The following is a 23,487-nucleotide window of genomic DNA, read 5'->3' as shown; positions in this document are numbered from 1 at the left end:
CTACCCCTTAAGTATTTACGGTTGAGGGTTGCCACTCCTGGTGAGGGGTGGGCGGGACCGCGCAAGGCCCGGAGGGGCGCCCCGCCCGTCGCCCCTGCCGTCGGGCGCGCCGGCCTGCCCGGGAACCTGCCGGGGGGCCGTGGGCCGGGCCGCGCTGCGCAGGGCGTAGGCCAGGGCGCCCAGGAGCGCGGCCGTGATGAGCGCGGCGGCCCAGCCCGGCAGGACCAGGGCGAGGGCGAGCCCGACGGCCAGGGCGACGGCCGCGCCCGCGTACAGGGCTGCCGCGCCGGACCCGGCGTACAGGGCGGCCTTGCGGCGCCGGCCCCGCGCCTGGTCGCGCAGTTCCTCCCGTACAGTCTCGCGGGCCACCTGGGCCAGTTCGTCGACCAGGTGCTTGTCCAGATGCTCCAAGTGCTCCAAACGCTGCATGGCCGACGGGTACCCGTGGCCGGGTGGTCGTAACTCCCCGCCGTGCGGGGTGTGAAGACCGGTGTGGAGATCGTCCGGGGCGGACTCCGGGTCCCGGTCGCCCCAACTAGGCTCGACCCCATGGAGATTCTGGGTGCCACACTGCGCGTCTGCGTCGACGACATCGAGACCGCCATCCCCTTCTACGAGCGGCTGGCCGGCGGCAAGGCCCTCCGCTTCGAGCGGGCGGGCGTCCAAGTCGCCGCCGTGGGCTGCTTCCTGCTGATGAGCGGGCCGGCGGCGGAGCTGGACGTGCTGCGCAAGGTCGCGGCGACCATCGCCGTGCAGGACGTCGACGAGGCCCGCCAGGTACTGGCGGAGATGGGTGCGGACATCATCGCGGGCCCGGTCCCCACGCCGGTGGGCCGCAATCTCATCGCACGGCACCCGGACGGGGCGGTCTACGAGTACGCGGACCGCCGCGCCTGACGCCAGCCGCTCAGGGTGTGGGCCGCATCCGGAAGTCGTAGCGCTCCGGCAGCGGTTCGGGGCCTGCGGGGGCTTCGCCGGTGAGGGTGCTCCACAGCCGCCCGATGACCTCGTCGCCCTCCCGCAGGTCGGCGACCTCGAAGCCCGCGTCGAACACGGCGCGGGCCTCCTCACGCCGCCCCTCGGCGAGAAGCAGCGCCGTCTCGGCCAGCCGGAACCGCCCGCGGGCCCGGGTCCCGGGGTCCAGCCGCCGCCACACGGAGCGCGCGTCCGCCGTACGGCCCACGGCGAGCAGGGCCTCCACCGCTTCCCGGCCGAGCGCGGCGGTGACGGGCGTCCACTCACCCGCCGTGTCACCGGCCGCCCGGCACAGGTCGTCGAAGGCCTCCGCGTAGCGGTCGGCGGCCCTTTCGGGGTTGCGGGCCTCCTGGTCGGCGACGGCGAGGCAGCGCAGCGCCGGCCACCCGGACGACGCGTGCCGCAGCCCCCGCTCCCAGCTGCGCTCCGCCTGCGCCCGGTCCCCGGCGTGCCACTGGGCGACGCCCAGGTGGTACTCGGTGAGCGGCGTCGCGGGCGCGGTCTCCAGCATGTCCCGCCAGTGCCGCGCGACGAGCGTCCCGCCGGGCGGCCGGCCGGCGGCCGGATCCGGGAAGGACCCGGCGCGCAGCAGGTGCAGCCAGGGCTCCTGCTCCTCGGTCAGGGTGGTCTCGTCGAAGGGGGTGCCGGGCAACTTCCAGCCGGCCCGCAGCACTTCCAGCGCGCCCCAGCCGGACCCGGTCGCGAGCCGCTCGCCGGGCTCCGTGCCGGCGTACGGCTGCCAGGCCTCGTAGGCGGCGTCGACCCCGGCACGCGGCAGGACCGTCTCGAGCCGGGTCTCCGCCTCGGCCAGCACGCCGCTCCACTCCCCTTCCGGCGGCGTCTCGAACGGCCCGTACGCCTCCAGCCAGGACACCTCGCTCTCCGCGTCCAGTGCGACGTGTTCCAGCTGGGTTCGGGCGAGTCCGGCCTGGATCTCGCAGTAGCCGCCGGTGCCGGGCTCGGTGAGCCACTGCTGCCAGCTCCGCCCGCCCGGGCCGCGGCCCCAGACGAACAGCTTGCGGCCGCGCAGGACGTCGGTGGAGGTCTGCACCAGGCCCCGGCCGCCGGTGTCGAGTGCGGCGATCCAGCGCCTGCGGTCCTCGGGGACCTCGTAGAAGTAGTCGGCCGGGTAGGTGCTGCGGGGCGGGTAGGTGCGGTCCACGCCGTCGTACTCCGGGACGGGCACCCTGCGCAGCCGCTGCTCGTAGCCGATGGGGGCACCTCCCACGCCCTTCAGGCAGTGGGGGAGGTAGGCCTCCTCGGCGGGAGCGAGGACGCGGCACTCCTCGGGCACGGCGATGTTGGACCACCAGTAGGTCGGCACGGGCTTCTCGTGCGGGTTGCGGATCCGGACGCCGACGTAGAGGAAGTCGGAGCCGTCCGGCAGCCACAGATCCACCTGGAAGGGCAGGTCGCGCAGCCGTTCCCACTCCCACAGGCGCAGCATCTCCCCGCCGTCGGGGGCGGGAACGCGGGCGGCGTGCACGGGTGAGCAGGACAGGGTGGTGTGGCCGGTGGCGCCGATGTTCCATTCGATGCCGCCGGAGAACCAGGCGCCGTTGAGGGCGAAGTTGGCGGGCTGGAACACCGGGTTGCGGTAGAGGAGTTCGCGGCCGGCGGGCTTGTGCACGAGGGAGGAGATCCGGCCGCCGAGGGCGGGCAGCACGGTGGCGCGCAGTCGGTCGTTCTCGATCACGAGGGCGTCGACGGGGCGGGGTTCGCGGCTGCGTTCGTAGCCGTCGCGGACGGGGACGGGCAGCAGGCTGTGCAGGGGTGCGTGGCCGATCTGCCGGACCATGTCGCGCGGCAGACCGGCCTTGTCCCGGTCGTCGATGCGGTGCATCTCGTCGAGGGGGCGCAGCGGGGGCAGCGGGTTGTCGGCGCCCAGGGATGCGGCGGGCAGCGTCAGTACCTCATGTCGGATCGTCGTCACGATCACCATGGAAGCCGCCCGGCGTCCGCCTGAACAGGGTCGCTACGGGTCAGGTTCGCGCGAAGGCGGAGACCACCGTGTCGGTGAGCAGGGCGTCGGCCGTCGCGTCGGGGTCGGGGTCGGGGTCGGGGTCGGGGTCGGGGTCGTAGATGGTGACGGTGAGGCCGACGCAGTGCGGCGAGGTGAGCAACGGACCCGGTAGGGCGAGGAGTTCGTCGGGGTTCAGTCCGCCGGGGCATCACGGCCGGGTCGAGGACGTCGGCGTCCAGGTGCACCCGGAAGCCGTCGGGTCCGGGTGCCGCCGGCGAGCTTGTGGCGGCCGGGCACGGTACCCGGGGCGGGCGGACGCAGGCCCAGGTTGGAGGGGGAGTCCACCACGACGATGTTCCGCATGCCGGTCATCCCCACGTACGGGGAGTCCGTCCCTCAATGACGTGCCGTCATCTCGCTGGTGATCGCCCAGCGCTCGTGGTCGCGCCAGGCGCCGTCGATGAAGAGCATCTTCGGGGAGAAGCCCTCCAGACGGAATCCGCAGGCGCGGGCCAGGGCGATCGAGGCCGCGTTGCCGGGCTGCACATTGATCTCCAGCCGGTGCAGGCGCATGGGACCGAAGGCGTACCGCACGACGAGGTCCAGCCCCTCGCGCATCAGTCCGCGGCCCGCCGCGTGCGCGAAGGCGCCGTAGCCGAGCGCGCCGCAGAGGAAGCCGCCCTGGGCGATGTTGTTGATGTTGATGAAGCCGGCGAGCGCCCCGTCCGCCTCCTTCTCGCAGACCAGGAATCCCGCCTTGGTGCGGTCCTCGATCAGCCGCCCGGCGTACGCGGCGTACGCGGCCGCGCTGTCCGGCGGGAACAGCCAGGGATGGTGCAGGTCCTTGCTCTCCCGGGCGCGGGCGGTGAACTCGGCGCCGTCCGCGTGGGTGAAGTGACGCAGCCCCACGCGGGCGCCCTCGGCGAGGTAGCGGGAAGCGGTGTGCGGCACCCTGTCACCCTACGACGCCCCGCCGGACCCGCGCGCGGCGCCGGAAGCCGCCCGCCGCGGCCCGGCGGTGGTTCAGCTCAGCGCCGGTTCGTCCAGCGTCAGTGTGCCCGCGTCGGCGTCCAGTTCCGCCGCGACGCCGAAGGGCACGGTGAGCGCGTCGTCGCAGTGGCCGAACCCGAACTGTTCGGCCACCGGCACGCCGAGGCCGCCGAGCCGCTCGGCGAGCAGCCTCCGTACCCCGTCGTACGGCTCGCACTGCGCCCAGGAGCCCAGCAGCAGGCCGTTCACCCCGTCCAGCCAGCCGGCCCGCGACAGCTGGGTGAGGTAGCGGTCGAGGCGGTAGGTTTCCTCCCCCACGTCCTCCAGGCACAGCAGTCCGCCGCGCGCCGAGGCTCTGGCGTGCGGGGTGCCGAGGTCGGAGGCGAGCAGGGAGAGACAGCCTCCCAGGGTGACGCCGCGCGCCCGCCCGGGAACCAGTGCGGTGCCGTCGGAGGTGACGGTGCGGACCGTCTCGGGGGCGAAGAGAGTGGCCCTGAGATGCTCCTGGGCCCGCACGCTCTTCACGAAGTCGAGGCCCGCGGCCATCGGCCCGTGCAGGGTGACGAGGCCGAGCCGGACCGCGAACGCCTCGTGCAGCGCGGTGATGTCGCTGAATCCGACGAACACCTTCGGTGCGGCCGCTCGCATCGCCTCCCAGTCGAGGGAGTCGACCATGCGCTGGACGCCGTAGCCGCCGCGGGCGCAGATCACCGCGTCGACGGCCGGGTCGCACCAGGCGGACTGCAGATCTGCGGCCCGCCCGGCGTCGCTGCCCGCGAGATAGCCGAAGCGGCCGTCCCGGTCGAGGACATGGAGGGCCACCACCGGGTCGAGGTCCCAGCCGCGCAGTACGTCGAGGCCGGCCAGGAGCCGGTCCTCGGGCACCGGGCCGCTGGGCGCGACGACGGCCACCCGGGCGCCGGCGGCGAGCCGGGGCGGCCGCCGCAGCGCTTCGACCCGGCTCATGTGCCCAGCTCCAGCGCCGGGACACCGGGCGGTTCGATCCCGAACACCTGGGCGTACAGGGACATCTCCGCCTCCAGGGCACGCACCATCGTCTCGGCCCGCCGGAAGCCGTGGCTCTCGCCCTCGAAGGTGAGATACGCGTGCGGCACGCCCCGGCCGGCCAGCCGGGCCAGGAACCGCTCGCACTGCACGGGCGGGCAGATCACGTCGTCGAGCCCCTGGAGCATCAGGAAGGGCACGGTGAGCCGGTCGGCGTGCTCGACGGGTGAACGCTCCCTGTACCGGCCGGGAACCTCGGCGCGCGGGCCGATCAGGCTCTCCAGGTACTGGGACTCGAAGTCGTGGGTCTCCCCCGTACCCCAGCCGGCGAGGTCGAGCACCGGGTAGATGATGGTGCCGCAGGCGTAGACGTCGGTCGTGGTGAGCGAGGCGGCGGTGGTCCAGCCGCCGGCGCTGCCGCCGCGGACGGCGAGCCGGTCGCGGTCGGCGGTGCCCTCGTCGGCGAGGGCCAGCGCGACGGCGGCGCAGTCCTCCACGTCGACCACGCCCCACTGGCCGCGCAGCCGGTTCCGGTACGCGCGCCCGTATCCCGTGGAGCCACCGTAGTCGACCTCGGCGACGCCGATGCCGCGCGAGGTGAAGTAGGCGATCTCCAGGTCGAGTACGAGCGGCGCCCGGCCGGTGGGGCCGCCGTGCGCCCAGATCACGTACGGCGGGAGCCGGTCGTCGGGGCCGGTGCAGCCGGGGTGGTGCGGCGGGTACACCTGGGCGTGGATGTCACGGCCGTCCGGTCCGGTGAACACGCGGACCTGCGGCTCGGGGTAGTACACGGGGTCCACGGCGTCCTGGTGCGCGGCGCCGACGACCCGGGCCCGGCCGGTGCGGGTGTCCAGTTCCACCACCTCGTGGCCGCTGCGCGGGCCGGCCCCGACGGCGACGACCCTCTCGCCGTGGGCGGCGAGCGAGGGCGCGAACTCGGTCCAGGGACCGGCGGCGTCGACGACGTCACCGGTCTCGGGGTCGAGTACGCCGAGCGCGAGGGCGCCCCGTCCGCGCACGACCGCGATCAGTCCGTCGTCGAGCGGGGCGAACCAGCGGTGCCCCAGTTTCCAGAGCGGTCCGCCGAACTCCTCCTCGCGCGGGCAGAGCGGCTGTCCGTCCCGGTAGAGGTTCCACCAGCCGGTGCGGTCGCTGGTGTACAGCAGCCGTCCGTCGGGGGTCCAGTCCACCTGGGGGACGGACTCCTCGGGTCCGCCGGCCACCGTACGGGCGCCGGTCAGGGTGCCGTCCGGGGAGACATCGGCGACCAGCAGCTCCGTGCCGTCCCACGGCATGCGCGGATGGTCCCAGCCGATCCAGGCGGCGCGCCGCCCGTCGGGCGCCAGGCGCGGCCCGGTGACGAACCGGTGGCGTCCGTCGCTCAGTTCCCGCACGGCCGCCCGGTCGTCGGCGGCCGAGCCGTCCAGCGGTACGGCGGCCAGCACGCGGCGTACGTCGCTGGGCCCGTCACCGGTGAACTCCTCCAGGACGCACCAGACCTCGCCGCGCTCCGGGAGCAGCACCGGCTCGGCCCAGCGCAGCCCCTCGCCGACCGGCGACACGGGGGTGAGCGGGCGGGGTTCGCCGCCCGGGTCGTACCGGTAGAGGCGCTGGTCGGTGAAGTGCGCGAACACCACGACCGGGCCACCGTCCCGCGCGGCGCCGGCCCACGGGAGGCCGCCGTACTCGGTGACCCGGGTGCGCACGTTCCACGGCGCGGGCAGCACGGACTCCTCCGTGCCGTCGGTGTGCCGGCGCACCAGGGCGCGCCGGCCGCCCTCGGCGGGCCGGGGCTCGGTCCACCACACCTCGTCACCGACGAAGCCCGCGAACTCGGGGCTGCCGTCGTGGGCCGCGGCCGTGACCGCGTCGATGGGCGAGGGCCACTCGCCGTACGCCAGGGTCCGCACTGTCTCCCCCACCGGCTCAGGCCGTCCGCAGGAACCGGTCGAGGACACGGACACCGAAGTGGAGTGCCTCCACCGGGACGCGCTCGTCGACCCCGTGGAAGAGGGCCTGGTAGTCGAAGCCCTCCGGCAGCTTCAGCGGCGCGAAGCCGTAGCCGGTGATGCCGAGCCGGGAGAACTGCTTGGCGTCGGTGCCGCCGGACATGCAGTACGGCACGACATGTCCCTCGGGCGCGAACTCCTGGACGGCGGCCCGCATCCGGCGGTACGTCGGGGTGTCCACCGGCGCCTCGAGGGCGGTCTCGTGGTGCGCGAACTCCCAGTCGACGTCCGGTCCGGTGAGCCGGTCCATGGTCGCCCGGAACTCCTCCTCCGCGCCCGGCAGGTACCGGCCGTCGACGTGTGCCACGGCCTCGCCGGGGATCACGTTGACCTTGTACCCGGCGTTCAGCATGCTCGGGTTGGAGCTGTTGCGGACGGTGGCCTCGACGAGCTTGGCCGCCGGGCCGAGCTTGTCCAGCAGGGCGTCGACATCGGAGAGGTCGGTGTCGATGCCGTACACCGCGGCGATCTCGGTGAGGGCGGACCGCACCGTCGGCGTGAGGCGGAGCGGCCACTCGTGCTCGCCGATCCGGGTGATGGCGGCTGCGAGGCGGGTCACCGCGTTCTCCCGGTTGACCTTGGAGCCGTGCCCGGCGCGGCCGCGCGCGGTGAGCTTCAGCCAGGCCGTGCCGCGCTCGCCGGCCGCGATGGGGTAGATCTGCCGTCCGCCACCGTCGTGGAAGGTGAACGCGCCCGACTCGCTGATGCCCTCGGTGCAGCCCTCGAAGAGGTGTGCGTGCCGGTCGGCGAGGAACCCGGAGCCGTCCTCCGCGCTGGCCTCCTCGTCGGCGGTGAACGCGACGACGATGTCGCGCCGGGGCCGTACGCCCTCGCGCGCCCAGGCCCGCACCACGGCCAGGATCATCGCGTCCATGTTCTTCATGTCGACGGCGCCGCGCCCCCAGACGACCCCGTCTCGGACCTCACCGGAGAACGGGTGCACGCTCCAGTCGGCGGCCTCGGCCGGTACGACGTCCAGATGCCCGTGGACGAGCAGCGCGTCGGCCGACGGATCGCTGCCCTCCAGACGCGCGACGACATTGGTCCGGCCCGGAGTGCGCTCGAGGAGCACCGGTTCCAGTCCGGCCTCGGCGAGCCGGGCGGCGGCGTACTCGGCGGCGGGCCGCTCCTGGCAGTCTCCGCCGCCCCTGTTCGTCGTGTCGATCCTGATCAGGTCGGACGTGAAGGTCACGACCTCGTCCAGGGCCCGCTCGTCAGCCATACTGCTCCTCCACCGCAGCCGAGGCGATCGTGGTGACCGCCTTGAACGTGCGGATCCCGTCGTACATGGTTCCGCTGGTGTAGGCGATCTTCCGCTCACCGGTCCGGGACACGCCCGGTACGACGGTGGCGGCCATCGCCAGATGCTCCGCGTCGAACTCCACCGCGACGGTGAAGGGCCCGCCGTCGACCGGCTCCCGGCGCACCGCCAGCGCGGCCGCCTCCCTGGCCGCCGCGCGGATGTCGGCGGCGGTCCTGGCCGGGGTGCGGCACACCGCCGCGTACCGGGACACATGGTCCTTGACGGCGACCTTCAGCGCCTCGGGCGCGTAGCCGAGCGCGTCCTCGCAGGCCACGTCGTCTCCGGTGACCAGCACCACCGGCACCCCGTACTCGGCGGCCACATGGGCGTTGAGCAGGCCCTCGCTGGCCCGTACGTCGTTGACCCACACTCCGGTGATGGAGTTGGCGAGGAAGGTGTGCGCGAGGACGCCCTCCATGCCGGCGCCCGCGTGGTAGCCGATGAACGCGATGCCGTCGACGTCACCGTGCTGCACGCCCTCGACCATGGACAGGGCCTTGTGCCGGCCGGTGAGCATCTCGGCCCGCTCGTCGAGCTGCTCGAGGAGCAGATTGCGCATGGTCCAGTGAGCCTCGTTGATCAGCACCTCGTCGGCGCCGCCGTCGAGGAAGCCCTGCACGGCGGCGTTGACGTCCGAGGTGAACATGGACCGGCACCGCTCCCACTGGGGAGTGCCCGGCAGCACATCGGCCGGCCAGGTGACACCGGTGGCGCCCTCCATGTCGGCGCTGATGAGGATCTTCATGGGTCCGACGCTACATGTCGAGGAATATGCGGGCCAGAGGCGGCCCGGCAGCCAGAGGTCGATACCACTGGCGTCAGGTGTACCTCGGGTGACAAGGCCGGCGGTCCGCCCCGCGGGTCCCTTCCCGCGGGCTGACAGAGGGGTGCCGCAGGCGCGGATGAGCCGTGCCCGGTGCCGGGCACGGCATCGCGGTCGGTGTCGGTGACGGTGACCGGAGCGGTCCGGGAGGCCGCGTCCGGGCCCGCGCCGGCCGGCGCCCGGCGCGGAGCGGGAGGACATGTGTGGCCGGTCACGGCCGGAGACAGTACGGAGACCCCGGCGCCTCGCTCACGTGTCTGCACCACTGGGGCGAGTGCCCGATGAGAGGCTGTGCCGGCACCACGGCACCACGGCACAGGGCATGGCGCCACTGGTGCCGCGGTCGGCACCCGCGGCCTTCGTCCGTGCCCCGTGCGGAACCTAAGCGGCGCGTCCCGTCACGTACCAGGTGGACGGCAGTTCGATGCGGGTGCCGTCGGGGGCGTACTCGGTGGTGGTCAGCGGCAGGGTGCCGTGCGCCAGCACGGTCAGCCCGGCGGCGGTCAGGAACTCGGGCACCTCCGCGTCGGCTACCTCGCCGGGGGCTATCCCGTGCCGGAGGACCGGTGCCAGTTTGGGCGGCGGGCCCCCGGGACCGGCCGCGATGCTGCGCAGCAACGCGCCCGCGGCCTCGGACGGCTCGACGAGGAGGGCACGGCCGCGCTCGCCCACCACCGTGGCGACACCGTCGGCCAGCGCCTGCCGGTCGTCGGCCTCGCACTGGTGCAGCACACCGCGCAGATAGACGTTGGCGTCGCCGAGTTCGGCGTGCAGGGCCTGTGTCCCGGTCTTCTCCACCGCGTCCAGCCGGCGGTATTCGGCTCGCCCCTCAGGGTCGGCGGCGCGGGCCAGCTCCAGGGCCGCCTCGGACAGGTCCGCGCCGAGAACGCGCGGGAAGCGGTCGGCGAGGAAGCGGGTCTGAGTGCCGTTGCCGCAGCCGAGGTCCACCAACGGCAGTCCCGGATCGCTCAGATGCGGCTCGAACAGGGCGAGGTGGCGGGCCACCGTCAGCGCGGGCTCCGCGTCCCAGAACACGGCCCCCTGTTCGTGCGGTGCCTCCTGCCAGAAGCCCTCCCAGGCCTGCTGGTACCGACTCGTCACGCTCATGACCGACTCCCCGGGGTGCGACGCCGCCCGCCCGTCCGACGGGCCAGTACGGTGTATCGCGCCCCGGGCGCGTGGACAAGCACGCGGGCGCGTTCCTTCACAGCTCGTTCGCCGCGGAACGCGCCCTCGTACCACCGGAGTCGGCGGCCGCACCGGTCAGCGGCGCGGCAGGGTCAGCTCGAACCACACACTCTTGCCGGCCGCCGTCCGGCTCGTCCCCCACGCGCGGGCGAGGGTGGACACCACCCGCAGTCCGCGCCCGGCCTCGTCCAGCGGGCGTGCGTCGATCAGCGTCGGCAGCTCGTGGTCGTCGTCCTCCACCTCGCACAGCAGCGTGTCACCGCGCACCAGCCGCAGGGCGACGGGACGGGCACGGGAGTGCAGTACGGCGTTGGTGACGAGCTCGCTCACCAACAGCTCGGCGCTGTCCAGGAGTTTCGGCAGGCCCCAGTCGTGCAACTGCTCACGGACCACCGCACGGGCCCGGCCGGGCGCGGACGGCTCGACGGCGAGCTGCCACTCGGCGACGTCTCCGGGTTCGATGCCGCCCAGGCGGGCCATCAGCAGCGCCACGTCGTCCTTGCGCCCACCGCCCGCGTTGAGCGCCCTGATGATGGTGTCGCAGGCGTCGTCCATGGACGCGGCCGGGTGGGCGGCCGACTCACACAGCGTGGCCAGCCCGACACCGATGTCCTCACCGCGTACCTCGACCAGTCCGTCGGTGCACATCACCAGCCGGTCGCCGGGCTCCACCCGTACCCGCACCGCCGCGAAGGGCACCCCGCCGACACCGATCGGCGCACCCGTGGGCAGGTCGAGCAGTTCGCTGCGCCCGTCCGCGGCGCGCACCAGCACGGGCGGGATGTGTCCCGCGTTGGCGAGGTGCAGTTCGCCCGCGATGGGGTCGTAGACGGCGTAGAGGCAGGTCGCGAGGTAACTGTCGCCGAGCCGCTGGGCCAGGTCGTCGAGGTTGCGCAGGAGTTGCGCGGGCGGCAGGTCCAGCGCGGCCATGGTCTGGACGGCCGTGCGCAACTGCCCCATCATGGCGGCCGAGTTCAGTCCGTGGCCCATGACGTCTCCGACGACGAGGGCGGTGCGGGCGCCCGGGAGCTCGACCGCGTCGAACCAGTCGCCGCCGATCCGGCCGAGGAGGGTGCCCGGCAGATAGCGGGTGGCGATGTCACAGCCCGCCAGGCGGGGCGGGATGTGCGGCAGCATGCTGTCCTGGAGCGTCTCGGCGACGTTCTCCTGGTGGGTGTACATGCGGGCGTTGTCGAGCACGAGGCCCGCGCGGGCGGCGAGTTCGGCGCCGGTGACCCGGTCCATGTCGTCGAAGAGCCGGCGCTCCGGATGGCGCAGCAGGATCATGAAGCCCAGGACGACCTGACGTGCCTTGAGCGGGACGACCAGCATGGAACGGCCGGTGATCAGCGGCCGGATGTCGCGCTTGTCGAACTGCGAGGCGATGGCGTGGCCCGTCTTCTCGTCGATGTGCGGCACGAGGACGGGTTCGCCGGTGGTCATGCACTGGAAGAAGGGGGTGTGCGCCGGAAAGGGCATGGCCTCGCCGACGGGCACCACGTCGTCCCAGCGGCCGGGTTCGTCGGTGTGCTCCAGTGCGACCCGGTGCCACAGGGTGGTGGTGTCCGGCACTCCCTCGTCGAACTCCTCCCCCGCGACGACCTGTTCCCGCAGATAGGTGCCGGCGACATCGGTGAAGCGGGGCACGACGGCCTTGCTGACCTCGGTGATGGTGCGGGAGAGGTCGAGGGAGGTGCCGATCCGCGAGCTGACCTCGTTGAGGAACTCCAGGCGTTCCCGGACGGCGGCGTACTCCAGGTCCTCGCTCCCGTCCCGCAGTTCCGCGGGCACCGGTTCGCCGGCCGCCAGCGCGCGGGCGGCCCGCTCGCGGCGCTCCCGGCGTCCGGCGCGCCGGGGCACTCCCCAGTCGGGAGTCACCGGAACCCGGTCGTTCTGACTGAACTCGAGGATGGGGTAGCCCAGTTCGAGGACCTGAGAGGTGATCCGGGCACTGTCGCCGACGCTCATGCTGGGAAGGATCTCGGGGAGCCGGCGGGCGAGGTCCGCGGAGCCGGGGAAGTCGGTGTGCAGGGCGAAGCCGGGCGCGATGCGTTCACGCATCCCCGCCTCGCCGCTGCTCAGCCGGGCCGCGTCGGCGGCCAGCACCAGCAGCCGCTCCCGGCCCGGTCCCACCAGCGGATACGCCCACCACAGCACGTCGACCCGGCCGGTCCCGGCGGCGGCCAGCCGGGCCCGGCCCGCCGCCGGGTAGGCCAGGCCCCCGCCGAGGGAGGCGTCGAGGCCGGGTCCCAGTCCGTCGTGAACGGCGTAGGCCCCGTAGGGGGTGTCCTCCTCGTCCTCGGACAGGGCCCCGGTCACGGGCAGCAGGTCGACGGCGGGGCGGCCGAGCGCTTCCTCCTTGGACAGGGTGAACAGGTGCCGCGCGCCCGCGCTCCAGTGCGAGACGAGCCCGCCCCGGTCGACGACGACCACGGCCAGCGGGATCCGGCCGGCTCCGCCCTGTCCGGTCGCCGTGCCGTCCCGGGCGCGGCGATCGGGAGGTGCGTTCCGCTCGGTGCCACGGTCCATGGCCCAGGCCCTCTCTCCCCCGGCTGCGCAAGATCTGTACCGCCGCGACCACCGTACGACCACGGTCGCCGGCGATGTGCGGCAATACGGGAATTGCCCGCCGGTGCTCGCACCGGCGTGCGTTTCCCCGTGTGAAGGACCGTTTCAGTCCTCGTGGCCCAGCTGGAGGTCGCGTTCCGTGCGGCCTCCGCCGGCCACCTGGAGCACGGTCGCGACCGGCGGGTAGCCGGCGGCGATGACGGTGTACTCGCCGGAGGCCAGGTCGACGAACCGGAAGGTGCCGTCGGGTCCGGTGGTGAGCGTGTCGACGACGTTGCCCGCCGCGTCCAGGAGCGTCACCCGCGCCTCCTCGACCGGCCGCCCGCCGCCGGCCCGCACCGTGCCGCGCAGCACGGCGCCACCGGCCAGTTCCACGTCCTGGCGGGTCTCCCGGGCGGCCTGGACGGTGACGGGGAGGGCGGCCGGGCGGAAGGCGGGGGCGCTCGCGGCGAGGGTGTACTCGCCGGCCACCAGTTCGCTGATCACATAGCCGCCCTCGCGGCCGCTGCGGGTACTGGCGACGACCTCCCCGTGGACGTTGGTGAGGGTGACGGCGGCGTCCCGCACGGGTGAGCCGTCGGCGGTGACGACACTGCCGGCCAGACGGCCCGCGCCGCCGAGGACGACGTCGAGCTCGACGGGCCGCTCGCCCACGGTCACGGAGACCGCCTGCGGCTGGTGGCCGCCGGCGGCGGCGATCAGGACGTACGATCCCGGACCCGGCGTGGCAAGCGCGTACCGCCCGTCCTCGCCGCTGGCGCCGCGTCCGGTCTGCTGTCCGGAGATGTCGATGAGGGTGAGCGCCGCGCGGGGCACGGCGGTCCCGTCGGGATGCTGGACGGTCCCGCAGACGGGGATGCCGCCGGTGTGGGACGAACGGGCGTGGGGCACGCGCGCGGTGGACTGCGGTGCTTCCCGGACCGGGTCGGCGGTGGGGGCGTGGTGGGACACCAGTGGTCTCTCCTTGAGGAAACAGGCGATGAGCAGGCCGAGAACGAGCACCGGCACCAGGTGGAGGAAGATGGGCGGCATGGCGTCGGCGTAGGCGCGCACGTAGGCGTCGCGCAGCCCGGGCGGCAGCGCGTGCACCAGCTCGGGGGTGAGGGATCCGGCGTCCGGCGTGGCCGCGTCCGCCGGGAGCCTCGTGGTAAGGGCGTCGGTGAGCCGGCCGGCGAAGAGGGTCCCGAAGACGGCGGCGCCGACGCTGCCGCCGATCTGCCGGAAGTAGTTGTGGGCACTGGTGGCGGTGCCGAGGTCGGCGGGGCGCACGGAGTTCTGCACGGCGAGGATCAGGACCGGCATCACCATGCCGATCCCGGTACCGAGGACGGCCGTCCAGACGCTGTAGTGCAGCCGGGGGGTGCCGGTCTCCAGCCGGGAGAGCAGCCACATGCCGACGGCGGAGAGGGCCGCGCCCACCACGGGGTGCCACCGGTAGCGGCCGGTGCGGCTGATGAGGTGGCCGGAGACGACCGAGGCGCCGACGATGCCGCCCATCATGGGCAGCATCAGCAGCCCCGACTCGGTGGCGGTGACCCCGTCGACCATCTGCAGGTACGTCGGCAGGTAGCCGGCGGCACCGAACAGGGCGACGCCGGTCACCAGGCCGACCAGTCCGGTGACGTTGAAGACGGAGTCCCGGAACAGCCGGAGCGGGATGAGGGGTTCGGCGGCGAAGCGCTCGACGACGAGGAAGAGCACGGTGGCCGCGGCGGCGCCCGCGCCGAGAGCCAGCACGGTGCGGGAGTCCCAGGCGTAGTCGGTGCCTCCCCAGGTGGCCAGCAGCACCAGGCAGGTGGAGGCGACGGCCAGCAGCAGCGTGCCGAGGACGTCGAAGCGGCCCCGCGCGGCCGGCCCCGGCAGCTTGAGCGCCAGGGCGACGACGACCATGGTGACGAGGCCGAACGGGACGTTGATGTAGAAGCACCAGCGCCAGGAGAGGTGGTCGGTGAAGTAGCCGCCGAGCAGCGGTCCGGCGACGGAGGCGAGACCGAAGGCGGCGCCGATCAGTCCCATGAAGCGGCCGCGCTGCCGGGCGGGCACGATGTCCGCCATGATCGCCTGGACGCCGGTCAGCAGCCCGCCCGCGCCGACACCCTGCACCGCGCGGTAGGCGATCAGCTGGTCCATGGTCGTCGCACGGCCGGCCAGCGCGGAGCCGATCACGAAGACCAGGATCGCGAACTGGAAGACGCCCTTGCGGCCGAGCAGGTCGCCGAGCTTTCCGTAGACCGGCAGTCCGACGGTGGAGGTGAGCAGGTAGGCGGTGATCGCCCAGGACATGCTGTCCAGGCCGTGCAGTTCACCGACGATCTCCGGGAGCGCGGTGGCGACGATCATCTGCTCCAGCGCGGCGAGCAGCAGCGCGAGCATCAGGGCGAGGAAGACCAGCCGGACCCGGCGCGGGCTCAGGCCCGGCTCCGCGGCCGGCGCCGGGGGCGGCGGGCCCCCGGGCGGTGGCGCAGTGACCGGCTCGTCCTGCGTCACAGTGATCCCGCCCACGTGCCGCTCCCCTCGTCGCACCGCCGGACAATTCCCGCGTAAAAGCGACAACTACGAGCAAGCGCGACGAGTTACGGGACAGAGCCGGTCCGTCGACAGATCACCCGAACCGGTGAGAAGCCAACTCCCCACCGGTTCTAGGTTCTTGAGAGCCCAATGACGGCTACTTCTCGACCTCGGCGGCCAGTTTGACCAGCAGTGCGTCGTAGATCCTGGCGAGGCCCTTGGGCGCGAAGGTCCGCTCGAAGAAGCCGCCGATGCCGCCGGCACCGTCCCAGACGGTGGTCACGACGACCCGGGAGCGGCCCTCGCCGGCCGGGGTGACCCGCCAGGTGGTGACCATCGAGGAGTTGCGGTCCTTCTCGACCAGTTCACCGTCGGTCGGCTCGGTGACCTCCAGGAGGCAGTCGCGCACCCGCTTGCTGGTGGCCTGGAGCTTCCAGTGCACGAGGGTGCCCTCACCGTCGCCGCCCTCCCTGACCTCGTACTCGCTGTACTGCTCGGGCAGCAGCTTCGCGCGGGTCCCGCTGTAGTCGGCGAGGGCATCGAACACCGTTTCCGCGTCCGCCGCGACGATCCGCTCCGTAGTGGCCTCGACCTGCGCCATCGCTTTCCTCCAGGGCATGGGGTGTCAGGGTCGGGCCAAGCCAACCACCCCCGTACCCGGCCACCAAATCGGGGGTTCCGGATGTGACCGAAGATGTCGCTCGCACGATCACGGGAACACTTGTTCTATTGTGGGGCCAGGACTACCGAGGAGGCGTCATGCGCTGGGAGAACCTCTCACCGGACTCCGCACACAGCCGGGCCGACGCCGCGCTGTTCGGCGCGGAGGCGGTGGTCACCCGCACCTTCGACACCCCGGAGTTCCGTGGCATCACCTTCCACGAGATCTGGGCCCGCTCGATCGTCAACCGGGTGCCGGGGGCGTCCCGCATGCCCTTCGAATGGACGGTGAACCCCTACCGGGGATGCACCCACGCGTGCGTGTACTGCTTCGCCCGCAAGACCCACAGCTATCTCGACCTCGACACCGGGCTCGGCTTCGACAGCCAGATCGTGGTCAAGGTGAACGCGCCCGAACTGCTGCGCCGCCGGCTGGCGTCCCGGAGCTGGCAGGGCGAGCACATAGCGATGGGGACGAACGTCGACTGCTACCAGCGCGCGGAGGGCCGCTACCGGCTGATGCCGGGCATCCTCGGCGCCCTGCGCGACCACGCGAACCCGTTCTCGATCCTCACCAAGGGCACACTGATCCTGCGGGACCTCCCGCTGCTGCGGCAGGCCGCCGAGGTGACCGACGTCGGCGTCTCCGTCTCGGTGGGCTTCACCGACGCGACGCTGTGGCGCACGGTCGAGCCGGGCACCCCGGCCCCCGAACGGCGGCTGGACGTGGTCCGCGCGCTCACCGGGCAGGGCATCGACTGCGGGGTGCTGATGGCACCGGTCATCCCCTTCCTGAGCGACCGCCCGGACCAGCTGCGGGCGACCGTGCGGGCCGTCGCGGGCGCCGGAGCCACCTCCGTCACCCCGCTGGTGCTGCACCTGCGGCCAGGCGCCCGCGAATGGTTCACGTCCTGGCTGGCACGGCACCATCCGCATCTGGTCGCCCGCTACGAGCAGCTGTACGCGGAGGGGGCCTACGCGCCGAAGTGGTACCAGCGCCGGATCACCCGTCAGGTGCACGAGCTGGCCGAGGAGTACGGCATCGGCCCGACCCGCACGGGCATGCCCCGGCGGCTCCGGCAGGCGGAGGCCACCGGGCCGGCCGGAGCCACCGGGCACCCGGCCGACGGGCCGACCCAGCTGACGCTTCTCTGAGCGCATCCGGAGGCATCCGGGCGCATCCGGCGGCCCGATTGGGTCAACAAACGAAGGAACACGTTCACCGGGGGTCCCACATCGGGACGATGCCGCGTGGGCCGTGAGCGTCGCGGCCCGCAGCACCTCCGTCCTGGGAGGACCCTTATGAGAGAACGCGCAGCCGTGCTGTGCGGTGCCGCCGTCGTCCTGGCCGGATGTTTCACGGCCGTCCCCGCCGAAGCCGGCACGCCGCGCGCCGCGGAACCCTTCCACGCCGCGAAGCCGGCGTGGAAGAAGTGCGGCACCGACGACTACCCGACGCTGCAGTGCGCCTCCGTCGACGTGCCGCTCGACCACTCCGACCCCACCGGGCGGACGATCACGCTCGCGCTGTCCCGCGTCCCGCACACCGCGGAGAAGTACCAGGGCCCCCTGCTGGTGAACCCGGGCGGCCCCGGCGGCAGCGGTCTGACGCTCGCCGGGTTCGTGGCGTCGTCGCTGCCGGCGAAGGTGGCCGCCCAGTACGACGTCATCGGCTTCGACCCGCGCGGGGTCGGCGCGAGCGAGCCCGCGCTGAACTGCGCGCCGGACCACTTCGGCCCGGTCCGCCCGGACTCGGTGCCCACATCGCCCGAGGTGGAGCGGGCGGGTCTGGAGCGGGCGAAGTCCTTCGCCGAGGCCTGCGGCAGGAAGTACGGCGATGTGCTGCCGCACATCAACACCGGCGCCACGGTGCGCGACATGGACGTGATCCGGCAGGCCCTCGGCGCGAAGCGGATCAACTACTTCGGCTACTCCTACGGCACCTACCTGGGCACCGTCTACGCCAAGCTGTTCCCCCAGCGGGTACGGCGGCTGGTCCTGGACTCGGTGGTCGACCCCACCGAGGTCTGGTACGACGCCAACCTGAACCAGAACCACGCCTTCAACAGCCGCCACCGGGCCTTCATGGACTGGGTGGCCAAGTACGACCCGGCGTACCGTCTCGGCACCGACGCGGAGAAGATCGAGGCCAAGTGGTACGCCATGCGCGCGGAGCTGAAGAAGGACCCGGCCGGCGGCCGGGTGGGCGCCGCCGAGCTGGAGGACACCTACATCCCCGGCGGCTACTACAACGGCTACTGGCCCTATCTCGCCGAGGCGTTCGCGTCGTACGTGAACGACGGGGACGCCGGGCCGCTGATCGAGGCGTACGAGAACTTCGGCTCGAACGACGCCTCCGGCGACAACGGCTACAGCGTCTACACGGCCGTCGAGTGCCGGGACGCCTCGTGGCCGCGTGACTGGGCGCAGTGGCGCAAGGACAACTGGGAGATGTACGAGCGAGCCCCGTTCATGGCCTGGAACAACGCCTGGTACAACGCGCCGTGCGCGTTCTGGCCGACGGAGTCCCTGCGCCCGGAGCGCGTGAACGCCAACAGCGAGCTGCCGCCGGCGCTGCTGTTCCAGGCGACGGACGACGCGGCGACGCCGTACCAGGGCGGTGTCACCGTCCACCGGCTGCTGGCGGGCTCCGGACTGGTGGTCGAGTCCGGCAGCGGCAACCACGGCATCACGCTGAGCGGGAACGCCTGCCTGGACCGCCATCTGGCGGCCTATCTCGCGGACGGGACCGTGCCGCGCGAGGGTGGTGGTGAGGCCGACGCGGTGTGCGCGGCGCTGCCCGATCCGAAACCGCTGACGTCGAAGGCGGCACCGAGCACGGCCCGCGGCTCCACCCTGCACGGCCTGCTCGGCTTCCGGGGGTAGAGCCAGGGCCGTGAACCGTTGCGGTGCCCGTCGGCGCTCGGCCGACGGGCACCGCTGGGGGCCATGTGACGGGCCGCCGGCCGTGGGCCTCAGGCCGTCGGGACGTACTTCGGGTTGGGGCCGTACTTGTCACCGGCCTGGTTGCCCTCGGTCGCCAGGAAGACGATGAGCACGATCACGCCGACCACCGGGACGAGGGCGATGAGACACCACCAGCCCGAGCGGCCCGTGTCGTGGAGACGGCGGACGGTGACGCCCAGGTTCGGGAGAAGGACCGCGAGGCTGTAGAGCGGGACGAGGACGTTGGCGCCCAGGGCGACCATGTCGATGATCGACAGTACGAGCACGATGCCCACGTTGAACAGGGCGAACATCCAGTATTCCTGGCGGCGTGCCCGCCCGGTGAACACGGCGTACTTCTTGATGACGTCCAGGTAGTAGTTCATGGGTCCCCCAGGGATGTGCGAAAACTTGATCGAACGAATCAAGCCAGCGCGGAATCTACGGGGTTGACCGAGACGGGTCAACAAGTTACCTGGCCTGTGCTGATCCGTTATCCACAGTTGGATTCGCGCCAAAACCCGGGGCGGTCACGGGACATGAGCGGCATGTGTCCGGCGGTCGGCCGGAGCCCGACGAGCAGGTGGCCCCGAGCGCCTGACGCCGCGTCGGGGACGGGCAGTCGTACCCGTGGTCCATGATGAGCGCATGCGTCACCTGCCCCGCGTCCCCGCCGGCATGGCTCCCGCCGCGCGGCACCCCCGTGCGTGTCGGACACGGGCCGCCTCGCCGCCGTCCCCGGCCGGCCCGCCCCGGACGAGAAGGCCGACGCCGTCGGCGGGGGCGACGCCGGGGCGACCTTCGCGACCGTCGGGCGAATCCCCTTCCCGGTGGCGGACTTGGCGCGCCTGCCGGCCGTCCGCGCGGCCCGCGCCGGGACACGTACCGTGCGCATGAGCGGGCTGCTGCTGCGGCACATGACCGCCGGTGACTGCGAGGGCGTGGCCGCGATGCGGATCCGCGGGTGGCGGCACGCGTACCGGGGTCTTGTCCCGCAGTCCCACCTCGACGGTCTCGACATCGGGGCGGACGCCGAGCGGCGTCGCGCGCGCCTGGCCTCGGGCGACGGCAGCGTGGTCAACCTGGTCGCCGAGGCGGAGGGCGGCGAACTCGCGGGATGGGCCGCGTTCGGTCCGTACCGGGACGGCGAGGCGCGCACCGGGGATGCCGAGTTGTACGCCCTCTATCTGGCTCCCGAGCGCATCGGCCGGGGCGTGGGACGGACCCTGCTGACCTAGGCGGTCCACCGCTGCGCCACCGCCGGTCACCGGCGCATGTACCTGTGGGTGCTCAGGGACAACACCCGCGCCCGCCGCTTCTACGAGCGCGCGGGGTTCGCCGCGGACGGCGCCGAGGAGCCCTTCGAGGTGGACGGGGTCGCGGTGCCCGAGGCGCGGTACGTGAAGCAGCTCACCGGCTGACGGTGGCGCCCGGGCGCCGCCCGGAACTCCGGCCCCCGGATGCCCCGCCGGCCGGCCACGACGGACTGCGCCTCGCCGGGACCCGCGCTCCCTCCCTGCCGGCCCGGCACGGACAGTGGCGGGCGGTCCCGTCGGCGCGCCCGGCCGATCGGCCCCCGGGCGCGGCGCGGGGGCAGGTCGCACCGGCCGGCAGCCGGAGCTAGCGCTGTCCGGGGATCCGGCCCCGGCGGGCCCCCTGCCGGGGGATCCTGGCCAGGGCGCCCGCCGCCGCCACGGCCAGCGGAGGGTGGGCGAGGGACTCGGTCAGTACGGGTACGGCGCGCGGGTCACCGAGTTCGCCCAGTCCCTCCACGCAGGCGAGGGCGATCCGGCGGTAGGGGTCGTGGGGGCGCAGCCTGCGCCGCAGGGTGGTGATCAGGGCCGGTACGGCTTCGGGGGCGCGCAGTTCGGCCAGCAGGCGGACGGGGTGCAGGGCGTAGGCGACGCGGAGTTCGTTGGTGGCGAGGGCGGCGGCGGCGCGGGCCGTGCGCGGGTCGCCGAGGCGGGCGAGGGCGTGGGCGGCGGCGGCGCAGCGCGGCGGGTCACGGTGGTTGAGGAGCAGGACGAGCACCTCGAAGGCCCGCCGGTCCCCGGCCAGCCCCAGCCGGAACGCGGCCAGTTCCCGTGCCCACAGCGGCTGTCCGGGGGCGGTGAGGACCGTGGCCAGGGTGTCGGGGTCGTCGATGGCCAGGAGGCGGCCGTATGCCGCCGACCCGCCCGACTCCTTCCGTAAGCGCTCCGTGAGCGATCGCAACTCTTCGTCCATGCCCCCAGAGGTTAGAGGCCCGGCGCGGTGCCCGGGACGTACATCACAAACCCGGGGGCTGGCGCGCTCGTTACCCGCGAGTTAGGCTCAGACGAGCGAGTTACCCACTCGCTACCCTCCTCATGGCGGTCTGGTGACGCGGCCGTCGTGAGTCGCAGTCGGTTCGGTACCCCGTGTACCGCAGTACGGCTCGGCCCCGGGACAGGGCCGGTCGGATTCACCGCCGCTCGTTCGGCGGCACCGGGCGTGTGCGCTCGCAGCCCGGTCCACACCCGCATCCCGCACGTACCCGGTGCGCTCTCCGGCGCACCCGGACGTGTCCTCCCGCCGTCACCCTCATTCCTGGAGTCCCGCGATGGCCACTCCCCAGTCCGACACTTCCCTGTCCCCCGTCCGGACCGTCGCCGTGATCGGTCTCGGCACCATGGGCACCGGCATCGCCGAGGTGCTCGCCGCGGCCGGCCGTGACGTCGTCGGCATCGATGTCGGCGAGGCCCAGGCGGCGCAGTGCGTCGCCGCCCTGGAGGCCTCGACCGCCCGCGCCGTGGAGCGCGGCCGGCTCACCGAAGGGCAGCGCGCGGACCTGCTCGCCCGCGTCACCACCGCCACCGCTCTCACGGCCGCGGCCGACGCCGATCTGGTGATCGAGGTGGCCCCGGAGTCGTACGAGATCAAGCACCAGATCTTCCGTGAACTCGACGGCATCGTGCGGCCGGAGACCATTCTGGCGACCGGCACCAACGCCCTGTCCGTCACCCGGCTCGCCGCCGACTCGGCCCACCCGGAACGGGTACTGGGCATGCACTTCTTCAACCCGGCGCCCGCGATGAAGCTGGTGGAGATCGTCTCCTCGGTGCTGACCGCCCCCTCGGCCGTCTCCGCCGTCACCGATCTCGCCCTGGTTCTGGGCAAGGAGCCGGTGGCGGTCGGCGACCGGCCCGGATTCGTCGCCGACGGCCTGCTGTTCGGCTACCTCAACCAGGCGGCCGCGATGTACGAGGCCCGCTACGCCTCCCGTGAGGACATCGACGCCGCCATGCGGCTGGGCTGCGGTCTGCCGATGGGCCCGCTGGCGCTGCTCGACCTGATCGGCATCGACACCGCGCGGACGGTCCTGGAGGCCATGTACACCGAGTCCCGCGACCGGCTGCACGCCCCTGCCCCGGTGCTCAAGCAGCTCAGCGAGGCGGGCCTGACCGGCCGCAAGGCGGGGCGCGGTTTCTACACGTACGAGGCGCCGGGCAGCGGCACGGTCGTGACCGACTCCCTCACCCCGGGCGGGGACGGCTCCGCGGCCGGGGGCCGCACGGTGCGCTCGGTGGGCGTCGCGGGCTCCGGCACCATGGCCTCCGGGATCGCCGAGGTGTTCGCCAAGGCGGGCTACGAGGTGGTCCTGGCCGCCCGCAGCGAGGAGAAGGCCCGGAGCGCCAGGGCCCGGATCGGGAAGAACCTGGCGCGCTCGGTCGACAGGGGCCGGATGACCGCGGAGGCGGCCGCCCAGACCCTGGAGCGGGTGCGTCCGACGGGCACCTACGACGACTTCGCCGACGTGGATCTCGCGGTGGAGGCGGTGGCCGAGGATCTCGAGGTCAAGCGGCAGCTGTTCGCGACGCTGGACAAGGTGTGCAAGCCGGGCGCGGTGCTCGCCACCACCACCTCCTCCCTCCCGGTGGTCGCCTGCGCCCGTGCCACCTCGCGTCCCGAGGACGTGATCGGCATGCACTTCTTCAACCCCGCGCCGGCCATGAAGCTGGTCGAGGTGGTGCGTACGGTGCTGACGGCCGACGACGTCCACGCCACCGTGCGGGAGGTCTGCGGCACGATCCGCAAGCACGCCGTGGACTGCGGTGACCGGGCCGGGTTCATCGTGAACGCGCTGCTCTTCCCGTACCTGAACAACGCGGTCAAGATGGTGCAGGAGCACTACGCCTCGCTCGACGACATCGACGCCGCGATGAAGCTGGGCGGCGGCTACCCGATGGGCCCCTTCGAGCTGCTGGACGTCGTCGGGCTGGACGTCTCGCTGGCCATCGAGAAGGTCCTGCACCGCGAGTTCCGCGACCCGGGGCTGGCCCCGGCGCCGCTGCTGGAGCACCTGGTGGCCGCGGGCTGCCTCGGCCGGAAGACCGGCCGCGGCTTCCGCGAGTATGCCAAGCGCTGAGGCGGGCCCCGGAGACCGGTTCGAGGGCCGGGCGGAGCCGGACGACGCGGAGTGGGGCGGGCTGCTCGACCCCGACCGGTTCGCGCCGTCCGCCCGCGGCGTCCCGCCCCTCCCCGCGGAGGGCTGGGAAGCCCCCTCTCACGCGCATCGAACAGCGTCCAT

17 protein-coding genes and 2 pseudogenes are annotated in these 23,487 nt (G+C 73.2%); 5 read left to right on the top strand and 14 right to left on the bottom strand.

Features of this window, described 5'->3' with window-relative positions; genetic code table 11:
* Positions 1–15 precede the first annotated feature (15 nt).
* Positions 16–429, bottom strand: a complete 414-nt coding sequence (locus tag HTV45_RS20575; RefSeq protein ID WP_251692455.1) for a phage holin family protein — start codon at positions 427–429, stop codon at positions 16–18.
* Between the two features lie 120 nt (positions 430–549).
* On the opposite strand from HTV45_RS20575, the gene HTV45_RS20570 reads away from it, so the two are divergent.
* The gene (locus HTV45_RS20570; protein ID WP_103542026.1) at positions 550–897 is read left to right on the top strand and encodes a VOC family protein; all 348 of its coding nucleotides are present in this window, start codon (positions 550–552) and stop codon (positions 895–897) included.
* 10 nt (positions 898–907) lie between these two features.
* Here HTV45_RS20570 and HTV45_RS20565 read toward each other — a convergent pair whose 3' ends face one another.
* From HTV45_RS20565 to HTV45_RS20515, 11 genes and pseudogenes are all read right to left on the bottom strand, one after another.
* Complete coding sequence (locus HTV45_RS20565; protein ID WP_215207274.1) at positions 908–2,917, bottom strand: DUF5107 domain-containing protein; 2,010 nt, start codon at positions 2,915–2,917, stop codon at positions 908–910.
* A 40-nt stretch (positions 2,918–2,957) separates the two neighbouring features.
* A pseudogene (locus tag HTV45_RS20560) lies at positions 2,958–3,195 on the bottom strand (arginase family protein); the annotation flags it as partial.
* Positions 3,196–3,334: 139 nt separating this feature from the next.
* Complete coding sequence (locus HTV45_RS20555; protein WP_215207273.1) at positions 3,335–3,889, bottom strand: GNAT family N-acetyltransferase; 555 nt, start codon at positions 3,887–3,889, stop codon at positions 3,335–3,337.
* Positions 3,890–3,961: 72 nt separating this feature from the next.
* Entirely contained in the window at positions 3,962–4,894 is a 933-nt protein-coding gene (locus tag HTV45_RS20550) for an LD-carboxypeptidase (protein ID WP_215207272.1), read from the bottom strand.
* The gene (locus tag HTV45_RS20545; protein ID WP_215207271.1) at positions 4,891–6,855 is read right to left on the bottom strand and encodes a prolyl oligopeptidase family serine peptidase; all 1,965 of its coding nucleotides are present in this window, start codon (positions 6,853–6,855) and stop codon (positions 4,891–4,893) included. The genes HTV45_RS20550 and HTV45_RS20545 overlap by 4 nt, the downstream gene beginning before the upstream one ends.
* A 4-nt stretch (positions 6,856–6,859) precedes the next feature.
* Positions 6,860–8,164 carry a M20/M25/M40 family metallo-hydrolase gene (locus HTV45_RS20540; RefSeq protein ID WP_215207270.1) on the bottom strand — a complete coding sequence of 435 codons (1,305 nt, stop codon included), beginning with the start codon at positions 8,162–8,164 and terminating at the stop codon, positions 6,860–6,862.
* Positions 8,157–8,990 carry a M55 family metallopeptidase gene (locus tag HTV45_RS20535; protein WP_215207269.1) on the bottom strand — a complete coding sequence of 278 codons (834 nt, stop codon included), beginning with the start codon at positions 8,988–8,990 and terminating at the stop codon, positions 8,157–8,159. Before HTV45_RS20535 ends, HTV45_RS20540 begins: the two co-directional genes overlap by 8 nt.
* Positions 8,991–9,449: 459 nt before the next feature.
* The gene (locus HTV45_RS20530; protein WP_215207268.1) at positions 9,450–10,175 is read right to left on the bottom strand and encodes a class I SAM-dependent methyltransferase; all 726 of its coding nucleotides are present in this window, start codon (positions 10,173–10,175) and stop codon (positions 9,450–9,452) included.
* A 156-nt stretch (positions 10,176–10,331) separates the two neighbouring features.
* On the bottom strand, positions 10,332–12,785 hold the full coding sequence (locus HTV45_RS20525; RefSeq protein WP_215207267.1) for a SpoIIE family protein phosphatase: 2,454 nt from the start codon (positions 12,783–12,785) through the stop codon (positions 10,332–10,334).
* 144 nt (positions 12,786–12,929) lie between these two features.
* Positions 12,930–15,326: an MFS transporter gene (locus tag HTV45_RS20520; RefSeq protein ID WP_215207266.1), complete on the bottom strand. Its 2,397-nt coding sequence runs from the start codon at positions 15,324–15,326 to the stop codon at positions 12,930–12,932.
* Positions 15,327–15,489: 163 nt separating this feature from the next.
* Positions 15,490–15,933 carry an SRPBCC family protein gene (locus HTV45_RS20515; RefSeq protein ID WP_215207290.1) on the bottom strand — a complete coding sequence of 148 codons (444 nt, stop codon included), beginning with the start codon at positions 15,931–15,933 and terminating at the stop codon, positions 15,490–15,492.
* Positions 15,934–16,091: 158 nt separating this feature from the next.
* Between HTV45_RS20515 and HTV45_RS20510 the strand changes: the two genes are divergently transcribed.
* Together HTV45_RS20510 and HTV45_RS20505 are read left to right on the top strand one after the other, a co-directional pair.
* Entirely contained in the window at positions 16,092–17,147 is a 1,056-nt protein-coding gene (locus tag HTV45_RS20510; RefSeq protein WP_215207265.1) for an Rv2578c family radical SAM protein, read from the top strand.
* Between the two features lie 147 nt (positions 17,148–17,294).
* Positions 17,295–18,878, top strand: coding sequence for an alpha/beta hydrolase (locus tag HTV45_RS20505; RefSeq protein ID WP_215207264.1), 1,584 nt, complete (start codon positions 17,295–17,297; stop codon positions 18,876–18,878).
* A gap of 89 nt (positions 18,879–18,967) precedes the next feature.
* Here the strand turns inward: HTV45_RS20505 and HTV45_RS20500 are convergent, their stop codons facing one another.
* Positions 18,968–19,324 carry a DUF805 domain-containing protein gene (locus HTV45_RS20500; RefSeq protein WP_215207263.1) on the bottom strand — a complete coding sequence of 119 codons (357 nt, stop codon included), beginning with the start codon at positions 19,322–19,324 and terminating at the stop codon, positions 18,968–18,970.
* A 507-nt stretch (positions 19,325–19,831) separates the two neighbouring features.
* Here HTV45_RS20500 and HTV45_RS20495 point away from each other — a divergent pair.
* Positions 19,832–20,359: pseudogene (locus tag HTV45_RS20495) on the top strand (N-acetyltransferase family protein).
* 199 nt (positions 20,360–20,558) lie between these two features.
* Here HTV45_RS20495 and HTV45_RS20490 read toward each other — a convergent pair.
* A complete protein-coding gene (locus HTV45_RS20490) occupies positions 20,559–21,164 on the bottom strand; it encodes an adenylosuccinate lyase (protein WP_215207262.1) in 606 nt (201 codons plus the stop codon).
* Between the two features lie 355 nt (positions 21,165–21,519).
* On the opposite strand from HTV45_RS20490, the gene HTV45_RS20485 reads away from it, so the two are divergent.
* Positions 21,520–23,325 (top strand): 3-hydroxyacyl-CoA dehydrogenase family protein, encoded by a 1,806-nt coding sequence (locus HTV45_RS20485; RefSeq protein WP_215207261.1) that lies wholly within the window; start codon positions 21,520–21,522, stop codon positions 23,323–23,325.
* Positions 23,326–23,487 lie beyond the last annotated feature (162 nt).

It is taken from the genome of Streptomyces sp. CHD11, assembly GCF_018638295.1.
Classification (GTDB): domain Bacteria; phylum Actinomycetota; class Actinomycetes; order Streptomycetales; family Streptomycetaceae; genus Streptomyces.
The sequence above is the reverse complement of the archived record's forward strand: the minus strand, read 5'-3'. Positions and strand labels throughout refer to the sequence as shown.

What these genes read in the sequence shown, in the direction of transcription:
- HTV45_RS20570 (WP_103542026.1), top strand. Translation starts at nt 550, where the DNA reads ATGGAGATTCTGGGTGCCACACTGCGCGTCTGCGTCGACGACATCGAG.
- HTV45_RS20490 (WP_215207262.1), bottom strand. Translation starts at nt 21,164, where the DNA reads ATGGACGAAGAGTTGCGATCGCTCACGGAGCGCTTACGGAAGGAGTCG.
- HTV45_RS20565 (WP_215207274.1), bottom strand. Translation starts at nt 2,917, where the DNA reads ATGGTGATCGTGACGACGATCCGACATGAGGTACTGACGCTGCCCGCC.
- HTV45_RS20530 (WP_215207268.1), bottom strand. Translation starts at nt 10,175, where the DNA reads ATGAGCGTGACGAGTCGGTACCAGCAGGCCTGGGAGGGCTTCTGGCAG.
- HTV45_RS20515 (WP_215207290.1), bottom strand. Translation starts at nt 15,933, where the DNA reads ATGGCGCAGGTCGAGGCCACTACGGAGCGGATCGTCGCGGCGGACGCG.
- HTV45_RS20575 (WP_251692455.1), bottom strand. Translation starts at nt 429, where the DNA reads ATGCAGCGTTTGGAGCACTTGGAGCATCTGGACAAGCACCTGGTCGAC.
- HTV45_RS20505 (WP_215207264.1), top strand. Translation starts at nt 17,295, where the DNA reads ATGAGAGAACGCGCAGCCGTGCTGTGCGGTGCCGCCGTCGTCCTGGCC.
- HTV45_RS20485 (WP_215207261.1), top strand. Translation starts at nt 21,520, where the DNA reads ATGGCCACTCCCCAGTCCGACACTTCCCTGTCCCCCGTCCGGACCGTC.
- HTV45_RS20525 (WP_215207267.1), bottom strand. Translation starts at nt 12,785, where the DNA reads ATGGACCGTGGCACCGAGCGGAACGCACCTCCCGATCGCCGCGCCCGG.
- HTV45_RS20535 (WP_215207269.1), bottom strand. Translation starts at nt 8,990, where the DNA reads ATGAAGATCCTCATCAGCGCCGACATGGAGGGCGCCACCGGTGTCACC.
- HTV45_RS20540 (WP_215207270.1), bottom strand. Translation starts at nt 8,164, where the DNA reads ATGGCTGACGAGCGGGCCCTGGACGAGGTCGTGACCTTCACGTCCGAC.
- HTV45_RS20500 (WP_215207263.1), bottom strand. Translation starts at nt 19,324, where the DNA reads ATGAACTACTACCTGGACGTCATCAAGAAGTACGCCGTGTTCACCGGG.
- HTV45_RS20550 (WP_215207272.1), bottom strand. Translation starts at nt 4,894, where the DNA reads ATGAGCCGGGTCGAAGCGCTGCGGCGGCCGCCCCGGCTCGCCGCCGGC.
- HTV45_RS20510 (WP_215207265.1), top strand. Translation starts at nt 16,092, where the DNA reads ATGCGCTGGGAGAACCTCTCACCGGACTCCGCACACAGCCGGGCCGAC.